This window comes from Palleronia pelagia (assembly GCF_900110115.1).
GTDB classification, from domain to species: domain Bacteria; phylum Pseudomonadota; class Alphaproteobacteria; order Rhodobacterales; family Rhodobacteraceae; genus Palleronia; species Palleronia pelagia.
Genome location: NZ_FOCM01000009.1, coordinates 112,810 through 126,131, shown reverse-complemented (window position 1 = coordinate 126,131; position 13,322 = coordinate 112,810). Strand labels below are relative to the sequence as shown.

Here is a 13,322-nt window from a genome sequence, read left to right as displayed (position 1 = left end):
ACAGCTTGGAAGAAGCAGGCGACCGGCTATTCACCTTCACACGGCTCGATCCGACGCAATGGAAATCCGCGCGCACGACCAACGCCATCGAACGGCTGAACGGCGAATTTCGGCGCCGCATCAAGACGCAGACCGTGCTGCCATGCGCAGAGACCGTGCCCATGCTGCTGTGGGCGCTGCTCGCCTCCGGCCAGATCCAGATGCGCAAGGTCGACGGATGGGAGACCCTCTCTCAGCCCCTCGGACCCATGTCCCTTGACCTCGCCGCCTGAGAGGCCGAACCTTCACATGCCCGGAACACGCTGCCAGGGAATTTCCACAGCATTCGAGACACGACCCTTGGCGAAGCGGAAAGTCCTGCGCGATCAGAATATCCTCTCTATCGGCGACGCATTCGATGATGGCTCCCGGCCATTGGAAGCCGACGTCGAGGACCTTCTCGACGCGGATGTCTACGAGAGGCTGGTTCGGGAAAGCCATTCCCCCGACCTCGGCAAGAAAAAGATCGCCGTAAACGATCGAATCCCCAGGTTGGCGAAGCGCATGGAGCAGGCCCTCAAGGGCGCGGACGTGGAGTTCAGCAAGACACGCCCGGCTCGCCTGTTTCTCGAGAAGATGGGCCAAGCACCTGACATGGTGCTGACCCGGGATGCCGTCAATCGGTTCGAGCGCCTCTTCATGGCCATCAACGAGAAGCTCAAGCGTCATGTCGCCCGGGATGCCGGTGCTTTCCGGTGAGGTCGGCCTGCTGGCAGCTGCCAACGATCCCTAAGAGAGTTGAACATGGCAAATCTCAGACCCATCGAGATCAAGCTCGTCGATGAGCTCACGGGCATGTCGAGCGGCTATATCCTCGACTTCTCGAACCGGACCTTCGCCGAATTCTTCCAGGACGAAATCGGCGTCGACATCTACGATGAAGCCTACAACGAAGACACCGGTTCAAAGGGAAAAAGGTTGCGGGCGTTCCTTCGCAAGGCGCAGCCCCTTGCTGTGGCACGGCTGCTGACCGCGCTCTGGGAATACCGTGAGATAGCCCGGATCGAAGCTGGACAGGAAGAGACGATCCACAACTGTTGGGCGCGACTGTCCGATATCGTCGAGAGGCTGGGCGGGAGTGCGCTGCCCTCCCATGACCAGCAGCCTCCTGAAGAGGCCATTGCGACAAAACCAGAAGCCGAGCGACACGGACCTTTGGAAACTGAGCGCCAGAAACTGCGCGACGAGTTTCTCCAGCTGTACGGCATGTCGCCTCAACCAAGAGGATATGCCTTCGAAGGATTTCTGACGAGGCTCTTCGATGCCTGGAAACTCGATGCTCGAGGCGGGTTTCGGAACACTGGCGAGCAAATCGATGGGTCGTTCGTGCACACCAACGAGGTCTACCTGATGGAAGCCAAGTGGCAGAGCGAGAAGACCAACGCAGCGACGCTTCATGCTTTCCAAGTGAAGGTCTCCGAGAGGCCGCTCTGGGCCCGGGGAATGTTCATCAGCTACGAGGGCTTTTCTGATGACGCTTTCGCGGCCTTCTCCTCTCGCCAGATCATCCTGATGGACGGCATGGACATCTTGGACATCCTGAGCAGAGGGCTGCACCTCGACGAGGTGATCCGGGAGAAGCTCAGACACGCAGTGGAGCGCAAGAAGCCCTTTGCGCGTACACGAGAGCTCTTCCCGTAGATTTCAGCCACCCGTGTAGGTCAGGTTCGGATCAATCGCCCGAATGCGAGTCCGACTGCTCCCGAGACAGGAGCTCCGACTTCGGCAAGCGTCCACGGAACCTTTCGAGGCGGAGGTATGGCGCATTCCGCACCAAGGCATCGATTTCTACCTCGGGGAGCTTATCCTTCCGAGGTCCCAGAATGACGATGGGCACCGCCGCTCCTCAGGGTCCGATGGTCTTGTCCCGTAGCGGCCCGGGCATGGCTACGGACTCAAGGCTCATCGAGTGGGTTAGGCGTAGGCCTCCGCATAACCGACAAACTCCTGTTGAGGCGAACGCTCCGTGCTCCAGTTCTTGGCCCCGTCCGGACGATCCCGGTGCTCGCAGATCGTAAGCACCAGCCGCTGTTTGGCACGGGAGATGCCGACAAAGAAAGCCGGTCGTTCCTCGGCGATCTTTCCCCAGAAAGTCTCGTTCTCGACGCCCATCATGATCACGGTGTGAAACTCCAGCCCCTTGCTCTTGTGGATTGACATGATCCTGACGGAGCGATCGGCCGAGAACGCCGTCAGCGCTGGGCCGATGTCCGTTCCATCCTGAGTCAACTGCGATATGCGGGTTACGGTATCCTCTATCAACTGATCGAGCCTGTTGCCCTGAGCATAGTCTGCGGAAAGGGCGACGACAGCGTCCCGGCCAACCAGTTCGATCAGCTCCGCCACCAGCGCCGCGAGCGCATCGCGATCGGCATGTTCGATCTGTCCCGCCGCCGCCCTCGCCCGTATGTCCGCGACGAACCGTTCCCATCGCGAGCGGGCTCGATATTCCTGTTCCTCATCGAGACCTTCACTGTAGACGATGGCTTCGAGCAGGCGGCGAAACGCTTCCGGTTGTGCGCTTCCCCCGACCACAAGAAGAAAATCGGTGATCAGACGAACAACCGGTTCGGAGGCGAAGTCCTGCGTCTGGTCTTCCTCGCGAAACGGAACCTTCCGGTCCCGCAATGCGGCTCGCAACTCCTGGCAATAGAGGTTCTGCTGCTTGCTCACCAGCACCGCGATGTCGGAAGGGTCCAGGCCGTCATTCTCGATCCATCCCTTGATCGTGTCGGCCAGATGTGAGGCTTCCTGACTGGCATTCTTGAAGTGAGGGATCTCGATCTCGCCATCGTCACCCTGCAGTTCGTCGTCATCAAGCGCAGCAGGCGGGTCCATGACCCGCACCATCGCGTTCTGCATCCGGCGAAGTCGCGGCGCAGAGCGGAAGTTCTGATAGAGGTTCAGCGCTTTCGCGTCGAAATCCGCAGCATAGGTCTTGAAGATGCCTTCGAGCGCCCCAGCCCAGCCCATGATCCGCTGCTTGGTGTCGCCGACGGCAACGAGCATCGCGCCTGAGTCGAGGAAGCAGGCTTTGATCAGCGCATACTGCTCTTTGGTGCAGTCCTGGAACTCGTCCAGAAACACGTGACTATAAGTCTGTCGTATGGAGTTCCTGGCGATGGCGCTGGTCTCGAGGATGGTAACCGCCAATGGCACCATGTCTTGGAAGGTGATCGACTCTCTCTGGACCCGTGCCGGCCCGACACTGTAATCCGCATCAAGGGCATCGCGCCCGGTGAGCGCCAGCCGAAAGCGGTCGATGATGCGCTTGCCGAACGCGTGAAATGTGTGGCTGTCGAGCCGCGCGGCCAGCTCGGGACCGCAGCGCTTGCGGACGCGTGCCTTCAGATTGTGGCTCGCATCGACCTTGAACGAGATGGCGAGGATGCGCTTGGGGTAACGACAGGTGCCGGTGCGGAGGAGAAAGTCCGCCCGTTGCGCCAGCATTTCGGTCTTGCCCGCTCCTGGCCCTGCGGTCAGCGTCAGGTTTCTCTCGGTCTCTGTTGCCGCAAGGAGGGCATTCGGCTCGAGCTTGAGGTTGTCCGATGGAACCCAGCGGTCAACGCGCATCATTCCGGCAACGCCTTTAGGTCGTCGCGGACACGTGCGAGCAACCGCTCGAGGACTTCGGGCATCTCCTCTTTCAGTTCCTCGTCCGTCAGGCTGGCCATCGCCTGGATGTGCCACACGGGCTTGCTGCCCAGCTTGAACCGCCTGTGATAAGCGTCGAAGTACTCGAGCTCGTCATCCTCATATTGGCCGTCGACAATGTCGTGCTTCTTGCCCAGCACCGCCTTGAGCGCATCTTCTTCCGGATCCTCGAGCTCCTTGTCTTCCACGCCATATGCGTTTGGGTAGGCGGTCATCATGAGGAAATCGAGATCGAGCGGTGAGGAGAAGAAGACGCCGTGTTCTTCAAGGCGTTTGAACCACCCGTCGTCTGCCAGCATCAGGCCCTGCTTATCATCCCACACGGGGATTGATTTCACCTGGGTGGCGGTGAACCCCGCCCTCGTCACGTCACCATATGCCAGTAGTTGCCTGGCGGCGTATTTTATCCGCCCCCACCCGCCCTGAAATCGCGCCAGATCCAAGTCCAGCAGGGTCACATGAGGGATCCCGAGTCCATGAAGGAGTCGCCAGAAATGGTTGACGTGCCGGCCGCCGAGCGGCACGACCGAAATTGATGCGTCGTCAGCGAGTATCCCCTCGGCCGCCAGAAGCCTCGGCAGCACGACTTCCTCACTGTCACCCTCCCCGAGAACGACGAAGCGCGAGAAATAGAGTTCGGGAAAGGCTTGGACCGCCTCGCGAACGAACTTGTGCGCCTCCGCCTCCTCGGGAAGCTCGATGTGCCTCACGACGGTAGTGCGCTTTTCATCGAGCCGCATGTATCTGACGGCTTCCGGAGGAACGCGGCGCATCAGCGACGGGGAGTGCGTAGCGAGCACCGCCTGCGCATCCTGTCCCCCGGCGAATTCTTCGAGGGCTCGGACGACTCGTCCCAGGTAATGCGGCGATAGGCTGTTCTCGGGCTCTTCCAAGGCGATCAGGGTGAAGACGGCCGGCCGCAGCTTGTCGATGTCAAAGGCATCCGGCATCTTGCCACTCAGCACATCACTTCCGATCTGGTGCATACCCAGCACGATCGAGAGATAGAGAATCGACTGCTGCCCGTCGCTCAGGCGAGTGAAATCGACCAGTTGCTCGCCGTGGCCTGGGGTGAATCCGACGTTCAGGTGGCGCAGGAGGTTTTCCAGTTCGCTCCGACCGAATGAAATCGATGGGTCGGCGAAATAACTGCCTTTATGCAGATTTCCCCACTGATCCGACAATGCGTCCGTCATGCCCTCAATGGCTGCATTGCCGGCAAGGGTCGCACTGATCTCATCGGTCAAATTGGAGATCTTGTCGCGTTCGCCCGCCCAGTCCGCCGAACGCAGTGCGCGGCCCAGCAGCGCATTTGCCGAGTAAGAGATATGGTCCGCAGGATCGCGCCGAGCTGGCAGGTAGTGCACCTGAATGGCATTCCGATCGTGCTTTGCGACCCGGCCTTGCTCCAGCGGGTTCCCTTCAGCATCGACCTTCATGACGTAGGTGAGGTTCTCTTCGATATCCTCATCCTGGTCGAGCGTAGCATCGAGCCGGAACCGGACCTGCGCTGGCCCATCGACCCCCATCAGTTGCATATGCGCGAAGCTTCCGGGAACCGCAGGCGCCTCTTCATTGCCATTGCCCACCAGCTCGGGAAACTCGAAATCTGCCTCAATCCAGAGCTTGCGCTCCGCCGGCGCTTCTTCGGGCTTCTCATCATGCGGGACGTGAAAGTCGGATTTTCTGATCTTGCGCTGGGCAGGATCGAGACTGAACAGTCTTGCCAGAGCTTGCAGCACCGTCGTCTTGCCGGCGCCGTTCGGGCCGAGCAGAAATGTCAGATCGTCCAAATCCAGTTCTACGAAATCATTACAGAACGATCTGAAGTTGCTGAGCCGCAAGCGGACAAGTTTCATGTTCCCCCTCCCGTGAGCACTCGCCGTTTAGCTACTTCGGCGCCTATTCTTGGGCAAGCCAATACGCCAAAAAGCGGCCGGACCGGAATTGGCGCTCTGGGCAAGATTCTTAAACCCTATCTTGAAGCAAACACGTGTCTGTCGTCCAAGCTCGCTCCCGAAACCGGACTTTGGCTGACGGCCCCAATCCCGCCGTAGTGGGCGTGCCCGCAATGTCGGTGTTCGGGAAGGCGTCGGTGAACTTGAAACGACCGCCTTGGGGTCGCAAGTGAACCAGGCAAACTTCGCCTTGTGGCCCAGACGCTGATTGGCAGCTTACCGCCGGGTGTCCCACCAGACTGTCCGGACACGGCCCCATTGCGGCCCAATCTTCGTCCATAGGATCACTGATGGGCAATGGGCGCGCCGATGCACGACATCGGTCGACAGCGATTTGCGATCGAGACTGTATTGCGGAGAAGAACGATAACGAGACCCGCGAAGCTACTCTCGCAGCTTGGGACCTAAATATCTAAAAATAAGTGTATTCTTGTTGGTGTCGGGTGCCCGCGACACGAAAAAATATGCGCAACGCGAAAAAACACCCGCTCACCTACAATTTGACTAGGTGTCCAGGTTCTCCACCGACAGCGCGTTCGAGCGGATGAAATCGCGCCGCGGCTCCACCACGTCGCCCATGAGCTTGGTGAAGATGTCGTCGGCCTCGGCCACGTCCTCGATCTTGACCTGCAGCAGCGTCCGGGCCTCGGAATCCAGCGTGGTTTCCCACAGCTGGTCCGGGTTCATCTCGCCCAGGCCCTTGTAGCGTTGCAGCGTCAGCCCGCGCTCGCCCTCGTCGGTGATGGCGTCCAGCAGGTCCAGCGGACCGTGAATCAGCTGCTCGCGTTCCTTGCGCACCAGCTTGGCGGGGTCGCGGTAGACGCCCTGCAACGCGCCGGTCTGCTCGCCCAGCCGCCGCGCCTCGGACGACCGAAGGACGGCGCCGTCCAACGTGCGGATCTCCTCGACGCCGCGCAGGACGCGCGCCAGGCGAATACCGTGGTCTTGGGTGATCCGCCCCTGCCAGCCCGTTTCGTATTCCAGCGCGACCTGGTCCAGCCGCGCGGCCACGCGGTCTGCGGTGCCTTGCAGGTCAGCATCCGCCTGCCCCGGGGCAAAGGCGCCCGCGATGGCGGCCTGTTCGAGGATCTTCATCGGGTAATGGGTCGGGAAGGCCTGCAGGATGCGGCGCACGGCGCGCGCCTCTTCCACCACGCGCAGCAGATCGTTGCCCGCGATTTCCTGCCCGTCCTTCAGGCGCAGAACGGCGCCGTCGACGCCCTGCTGGATCAGGTAGTCCTCGAGGCTGGCCTCGTCCTTCAGGTACACTTCGGACTTGCCGCGCATCACCTTGTAGAGCGGCGGCTGCGCGATATAGAGATACCCTTTCTCAATGATTTCAGGCATCTGCCGAAAGAAGAACGTCAGCAGAAGCGTGCGGATATGGGCGCCGTCCACGTCCGCGTCTGTCATGATGATGATCTTGTGATAGCGGATCTTCTCGATGTCGAACTCGTCGCGGCCGATGCCGGTGCCGAGGGCCGTTATCAGCGTACCGATCTCCTGGCTGCCCAGCATCCGGTCGAAGCGGGCGCGCTCGACGTTCAGGATCTTGCCCCTCAGCGGGAGAACCGCCTGGTTGAACCGCGCGCGGCCCTGCTTGGCCGAGCCGCCGGCGCTGTCGCCCTCGACAAGGAAAACCTCGCGCTGGGCGGGATCCTTCACCTGGCAATCCGCCAGCTTGCCGGGCAGCGACGCCACGTCGAAGGACGACTTCTTGCGCGTCATCTCGCGGGCCTTGCGCGCCGCCTCGCGCGCCAGCGCCGCCTCGACGATCTTGGTGACGATATTGCGGGCCTCGTTCGGGTTCTCCTCGAACCACTCCGCCAGCTTCTCGTTCATCAGGCCCTCGACCGCGGGACGCACCTCGGAGCTCACAAGCTTGTCCTTGGTCTGGCTCGAGAATTTCGGGTCGGGCACCTTCACGCTCAGCACGCAGGTCAGCCCCTCGCGCGCGTCGTCTCCGGTGAAATTGATCTTCTCCTTCCGCGCGATGCCCGAGCTGCCGGCGTAAAGGTTGATCGTCCGCGTCAGCGCGCCCCGGAAACCCGCCAGGTGGGTGCCGCCGTCGCGCTGCGGGATGTTGTTGGTGAAGGGCAGCACCATCTCGTTGTAGCTGTCGTTCCACCACATGGCGACTTCGACGGTGATCCCGTCCCGCTCGCCCGAGATGAAGATCGGCTCGGCCATGACCGACTGTTTCGAGCGGTCGAGGTATTTCACGAATTCCCGCACGCCGCCTTCGTAAAACAGGTTCGCCTCGCGGTGCTCGGAATGGCGCTCGTCGCGCAGGATGATGCGCACGCCCGAGTTCAGGAAGGCCAGCTCGCGCAGGCGCTTTTCCAGCGTCTCGAAGCTGTATTCCAGGTTGCTGAACGTGTCCGTGGCGGCCAGGAACCGCACCTCGGTGCCCTTGCGGCCCTCGGCGTCGCCCACGACCTCCAGGTGCTTGACGGTCTCGCCCCGCTCGAACCGGGCGTGGTGCTCCTTGCCGTCGCGCCAGATGCGCAGGTCCAGCCAGTCGGACAGGGCGTTCACCACCGATACGCCCACGCCGTGCAGGCCGCCCGACACCTTGTACGAGTTCTGGTCGAACTTCCCGCCCGCGTGCAGCTGGGTCATGATGACCTCGGCCGCCGACACGCCCTCTTCCTCGTGGATGCCGACCGGGATGCCCCGGCCGTTGTCGCTGACCGAAACGCTGTCGTCGGGGTGCAGGATCACCGTCACGGCGTCCGCGTGGCCCGCCAAGGCCTCGTCGATGCCGTTGTCGACGACCTCGTAGACCATGTGGTGCAGGCCCGATCCGTCATCGGTGTCGCCGATATACATGCCCGGGCGCTTGCGCACGGCCTCCAGGCCCTTGAGAACCTTGATGGAATCCGCGCCGTATTCTTCCGGCTGAAGGGTCTGTTCGCTCATGTCCGCCTGCACATTTGTTGTCACCGGTTTCTAGTGGTTTTTCACCACCTTGTCACGCGCCGGGCACAATATTTGGTGTTACACGAAGGGGATCGCCAGACCTACGCCGATCAGGAGGATCCCCGCGGTCGTGTTCGTCCGCCGCACCGCGGCGGGCGAGGCCAGGATCGCCCGCACCCGGTCGACGCTCAGCGCGAGGATCAGGTTGCCGACAAGCGGCACGGCGGCCGACAGACCGCAGATCACCACGATGTCGAAAACCGTCAGGGCGCCAAGGTCGAAGAAGCCCGGCAGCATCCCCGCGTAGAACAGGATCGCCTTCGGGTTTCCCAGGATCACCGCCAGCCCCGCCAGGAATCCGGCCATCATCCCCGGTCGCGTCAGGCGGCTGTCGCGTCCGATCTCGGCGTCGCGGTGGCGCAGGATGGCGGCCCCCATGCCGATGAAGACGAGGCAGGCCACCCATTTCAAAAGGTCGAGGAACCCGCCGTAGATCGAGACCACCCACGACACGCCCAGGATGGCGAGCAGCGGCCAAAGCACGTCGCCCACGACCACGCCCAGGGCCAGCGGCCAGGCGGCGTGAAATCCGCCCGACAGCGCGCGCGCCAGCAGCGCCACCCAGACCGGGCCGGGCGTGAGGAACAGGGCGAAAAGCCCCGCGGCGTAGAGAAACAGATCGGTGGGCGACAGCGTCATGGCGCGACCAAGCGCGCGTTACGCGGCGGGCGCAAGCCCTAATGCAGGACCACCCGGCTCTGCCCGTCCTCGTCCTGCACCTCGACCCGCTGGGCCCGGTCACCCAGGTCGTCGAACAGCTCGGGGCCGGTGCCGGTCATGAAGGCCTGCACGCCCAGCGCGCAAATCTCGTCGTAAAGCGCGGCACGCCGTCCGGCATCCAGATGCGCGGCGACCTCGTCCAGAAGGACCAGCGGGGCGTGCCCCGTCTCGGCCCGCAGCGCGCGGCCATTGGCCAGGATCAACGAGATCAGCAGCGCCTTCTGCTCGCCGGTGGAACATTGCGCGGCGGGCACGCCCTTGGCACGGAACACGGCCGTCAGGTCGGCCCGGTGCGGCCCGGTCAGCGTGCGGCCCGCCGCCATGTCGCGCCCGCGCCCCGCCGCCAGCGCCTCGGCCGAGAACGGCGGCGCATCCTCGGGGTCGGCGATCGCCAGGTCCGAGACCGGAAACGCCGTCGCCGCGTCCTCCTGCGCCGCCTGCAACCGCGCGACCGCCATGGCGCGACCCGCGATGATATCGGCGCCCGCCTCGGCCATCCGGGCCTCCAGCGCGGCGTACCAGCCCGCGTCGCGCACCCCGTCCTTCAGCAGCCGGTTCCGCTCGCGCATCGCGCGCTCGTAGGCCAGCGAGACCTCGGCGTGACCGGGCAGGAAGCTCAGGGTCAACCGGTCCAGGAACCGCCGCCGCCCCTCGGCCCCCTCGATCCAGAGACGGTCCATGCTGGGCTGAAGCCAGGTCATCGGCACCAGCCGCCCCAGCGCCGATTGCGGCGCGGCCTTGCCGTCGACGCGCAGCGATCGCCCCTGCCCCGGCGCCGTGCGGGTGTCGATCTCGTGGGTCTCGGGCCCGCGAACCACCTCGGCGCCCACGCGCCAGCCCAAAGCGGCGGGCCTCTGCGCCATGTCGTCGCCGGTGGCGCGGCGCAGACCCCGCCCGGGGCTCAGCATCGACACGGCCTCGATCAGGTTGGTCTTGCCCGCGCCGTTCGCCCCGAAAATCGCCAGTGGGCGCCCGTCCAGGTCCAGCACGGTGCGGGAATGGGTGCGGAAATGGGAAAGCTCCAGGCGCGTCACGTGCATGGGTGCGCGCCCCCGGCTTCATCTTTCTTGAAATACCTCCGGGGGGTTCGGGGGGCTGGCCCCCCAAGGCCCGTCCGGGTCACACGCGCATCGGCATGACCACGTAGACCGCCGAGGTGTCGTCGCCTTCGCGCATCAGCGTCGGGTCGCCGGCGCTGTTGAACAGGAACACCGCATTCTCGCGGTCCACCTGGTTGGCGATTTCCTGAAGGTACTTGGCGTTGAATCCGATCTCGAGCCGATCGTCGGAATAGGCGACGACCAGCTCCTCCTCGGCATTGCCTGCGTCGGGCGCATTCACCGAGAGGATCAGCCGGTCGTCCTCCAGCTGCATCTTCACCGCGCGCGACCGTTCGCTGCTGACGGTGGCGACCCGGTCCACCGCGCGGGCGAAGTCGCTGGCGTCGACTTCGAGCTTGCGGGCGTTCTGGGTGGGGATGACGCGGGTATAGTCGGGGAAAGTGCCGTCGATGACCTTGGTGGTCAGCGTGATCTCGGGCGTGGCGAAGCGCACCTTGGTTTCGCTGACCGAGACCGAGATCTCGGTGTCGTCGTCGGTCAGAAGCTTGCCCAGCTCGCCCACCGCCTTGCGCGGCACGATGACGCCGGGCATGGTCTCGGCCCCCTCGGGCAGCGGCGCGTCCACGCGCGCCAGGCGGTGGCCATCGGTGGCCACGCAGCGCAGCACCTGCCCGCCCTCGCCATCGGCGACATGCATGTAGACGCCGTTCAGGTAGTACCGAGTCTCCTCGGTCGAGATGGCGAATTTCGACTTGTCGAACAGGCGGCGCAGCACGGGGGCCGGCGCGGTGAAATTGGCGGTGTACTCGGCGGTGGCCATGACCGGGAAATCCTGGCGCGGCAGCGTGGCCAGCGCGAAATTCGACCGTCCCGCCTCGACCGCCAGCCGCCCCGAGGCGCCGTCGTCGGTCAGGTTCACCAGCGCGCCGTCGGGCAGCTTGCGGACGATGTCGTGAAAGGTCACGGCGTTCACGGTGGTGGCGCCCGCCCGCTCGACCTTCGCCGGGGCGTGATCGACCACCTCGATATCCAGGTCGGTGGCGCGGAACGTGACGGTGTCGCCCTCGGCCTCGATCAGCACATTGGCAAGGATCGGGATGGTGTTGCGCCGCTCGACCACCGATTGGGCCCGGGCCACGGCGCGCAGCAGGGCGCCACGCTCGATGCTGGTTTTCATGTCACGCTCCCACGTCAAGGCGACACGCATGTGTCGGGACGGTCACGCTAGCCGAAACAGGCCGCGATGCAACGGGAAAGGCACGAAAAAACCGGCCCCTGTGGCCCGATTGCTAAGCTCGCGACACCGGTGGGGCGGCGGCACGGCGCAAACCGCCCGACCCGCGGTTCAGCGGTTGCCCAGCGCCCGCATGAGAAGGGTCAGATCCTCCTCAATCTGGACGTCGTCCTGGCGCAGGTCCTCGATCCGGCGGACACCGTGCATGATCGTGGTGTGATCGCGGCCGCCGAAACGCTTGGCGATGTCGGGCAGCGAGCGTTCGGTCATCACCTTCGACAGGTACATGGCGATCTGGCGCGGGCGGGCGTAGACCCGGTTGCGCTTGGGGCCCAGCAGGTCCGACAGGCGGATGTTGAAATGGTCGGCCACGGTGCGCTGGATCTCGTCGATGGTCACGCGCTTTTCCGAGCTGCGCAGCACGTCGCGCAGGCATTCCTGCGCCAGCGGCACGTCCACGACGCGGTCCATGAAGGCGCCGTGGGCGAACAGCCGGGTCAGCGCCCCCTCGAGCTCGCGCACGTTGGATGAGATGCGGTGGGCCAGGAACTCCAGCACGCCGTCGTCGAAGGTCACGCCGGCGAACTCGGGCGAGAATTGCTCGACCTTCTGCTGCAGGATGCCCAGGCGCAGCTCGTACGAGGTGGGGTGCAGGTCCACCACCAGCCCCGACTGCAGGCGCGACACGATGCGCTGGCTCATGCCCTCGATGTCGCCGGGCGCGGTGTCGGCGGACAGGATCACCTGCTTGCGCTGGTCGATCAGCGCGTTGAACGTGTGGAAGAATTCTTCCTGGGTGCTGTCCTTGCCGGCGATGAACTGCAGGTCGTCCACCATCAGCACGTCGACCGAGCGGAACAGCTCCTTGAAGTTCATCATCTGCTTGTCGCGCAGGGCCTGCACGAACTGGTACATGAACTTCTCGGCCGACAGGTAGAGCACGCGCAGGTCCGGCCGCTTGGCGCGTAGCTCCCAGGCGATGGCGTGCATCAGGTGGGTCTTCCCCAGACCGACGGTCGAATACATGAACAGCGGGTTGAAAGAGACGGCCCCACCGGCGGCGACGCGGCGGGCGGCGGCGTGGGCCAGCTCGTTCGGCTTGCCCACCACGAAGTTGTCGAAGGTGAAACGCTCATCCAGCGGCGCGCCTTGGTCCGAAAGCGGGGCGCGGGCGACCTTTCCGGGGGTCGCAGCGGGCGCGGCCGCCGGCGCGGGGGTCGATGCCGCGGGCCGGGGCGCATCGGGCTGGCGGTGGGCTGCGGTCTGCGGGCCCGTGGCGCGCGCCGTGGGACGGGATTTGCCATTGGCCGGGCGCTGAACGTTGAAGGCCAAACGGCGCACGTCCTGCCCGGTCTGCGCGTGGACCTCCTGTAGGATCGAATCGCGGAAGTAGCGATCCACCCAGTTGCCCATGAAGTTGGACGGGACTCCGAAGGTCAGCACGCCGTCCGACAGGCTGTCGAACTGCAGAGGATCGATCCAGGCCACGAAGTTGTTTCGCCCGACCTTGCCCTCAAGCCGCTCACACACACGCGTCCAAATCTCCTGAGTCATTTCCAATCTTTCTGTCCCTGTTGCCGTAACCCATGCCCCCGCGGGCCTCTGCGCCGCAATACACGCAGGGGTTGAAAGGCGGTGGCAACAGTCGATGACCGGCCAGAGCCGGCAATCCGC

The 13,322-nt window shown here is 64.0% G+C and carries 10 protein-coding genes; 3 read left to right on the top strand and 7 right to left on the bottom strand.

Going from position 1 to position 13,322, the window contains the following annotated elements; all coding sequences use genetic code 11:
• From BMX96_RS16885 to BMX96_RS16875, 3 genes are all read left to right on the top strand, one after another.
• On the top strand, positions 1–272 hold a 272-nt coding region (locus BMX96_RS16885; RefSeq protein ID WP_175481775.1), incomplete at its 5' end, for a transposase.
• Positions 273–288: 16 nt separating this feature from the next.
• A complete protein-coding gene (locus BMX96_RS16880) occupies positions 289–738 on the top strand; it encodes a hypothetical protein (RefSeq protein ID WP_139210129.1) in 450 nt (149 codons plus the stop codon).
• Positions 739–783: 45 nt separating this feature from the next.
• Positions 784–1,680, top strand: coding sequence for a restriction endonuclease (locus BMX96_RS16875; protein WP_091846542.1), 897 nt, complete (start codon positions 784–786; stop codon positions 1,678–1,680).
• 273 nt (positions 1,681–1,953) lie between these two features.
• On the opposite strand, the gene BMX96_RS16870 is transcribed toward BMX96_RS16875, so the two are convergent.
• From BMX96_RS16870 to dnaA, 7 genes are all read right to left on the bottom strand, one after another.
• On the bottom strand, positions 1,954–3,615 hold the full coding sequence (locus BMX96_RS16870; protein WP_091846541.1) for a UvrD-helicase domain-containing protein: 1,662 nt from the start codon (positions 3,613–3,615) through the stop codon (positions 1,954–1,956).
• On the bottom strand, positions 3,612–5,552 hold the full coding sequence (locus BMX96_RS16865) for an ATP-dependent nuclease (protein ID WP_091846540.1): 1,941 nt from the start codon (positions 5,550–5,552) through the stop codon (positions 3,612–3,614). The genes BMX96_RS16870 and BMX96_RS16865 overlap by 4 nt, the downstream gene beginning before the upstream one ends.
• 603 nt (positions 5,553–6,155) lie before the next feature.
• Positions 6,156–8,573, bottom strand: coding sequence for a DNA topoisomerase (ATP-hydrolyzing) subunit B (gyrB, locus tag BMX96_RS16860; RefSeq protein WP_091846539.1), 2,418 nt, complete (start codon positions 8,571–8,573; stop codon positions 6,156–6,158).
• A gap of 78 nt (positions 8,574–8,651) precedes the next feature.
• Positions 8,652–9,272 (bottom strand): LysE family translocator, encoded by a 621-nt coding sequence (locus tag BMX96_RS16855; protein ID WP_091846538.1) that lies wholly within the window; start codon positions 9,270–9,272, stop codon positions 8,652–8,654.
• Between the two features lie 38 nt (positions 9,273–9,310).
• Entirely contained in the window at positions 9,311–10,393 is a 1,083-nt protein-coding gene (gene recF / locus BMX96_RS16850; RefSeq protein WP_091846537.1) for a DNA replication/repair protein RecF, read from the bottom strand.
• A gap of 79 nt (positions 10,394–10,472) precedes the next feature.
• Positions 10,473–11,591, bottom strand: coding sequence for a DNA polymerase III subunit beta (dnaN, locus tag BMX96_RS16845; RefSeq protein WP_091846536.1), 1,119 nt, complete (start codon positions 11,589–11,591; stop codon positions 10,473–10,475).
• Between the two features lie 168 nt (positions 11,592–11,759).
• Positions 11,760–13,202 (bottom strand): chromosomal replication initiator protein DnaA, encoded by a 1,443-nt coding sequence (gene dnaA / locus BMX96_RS16840; protein WP_091846535.1) that lies wholly within the window; start codon positions 13,200–13,202, stop codon positions 11,760–11,762.
• Positions 13,203–13,322 lie beyond the last annotated feature (120 nt).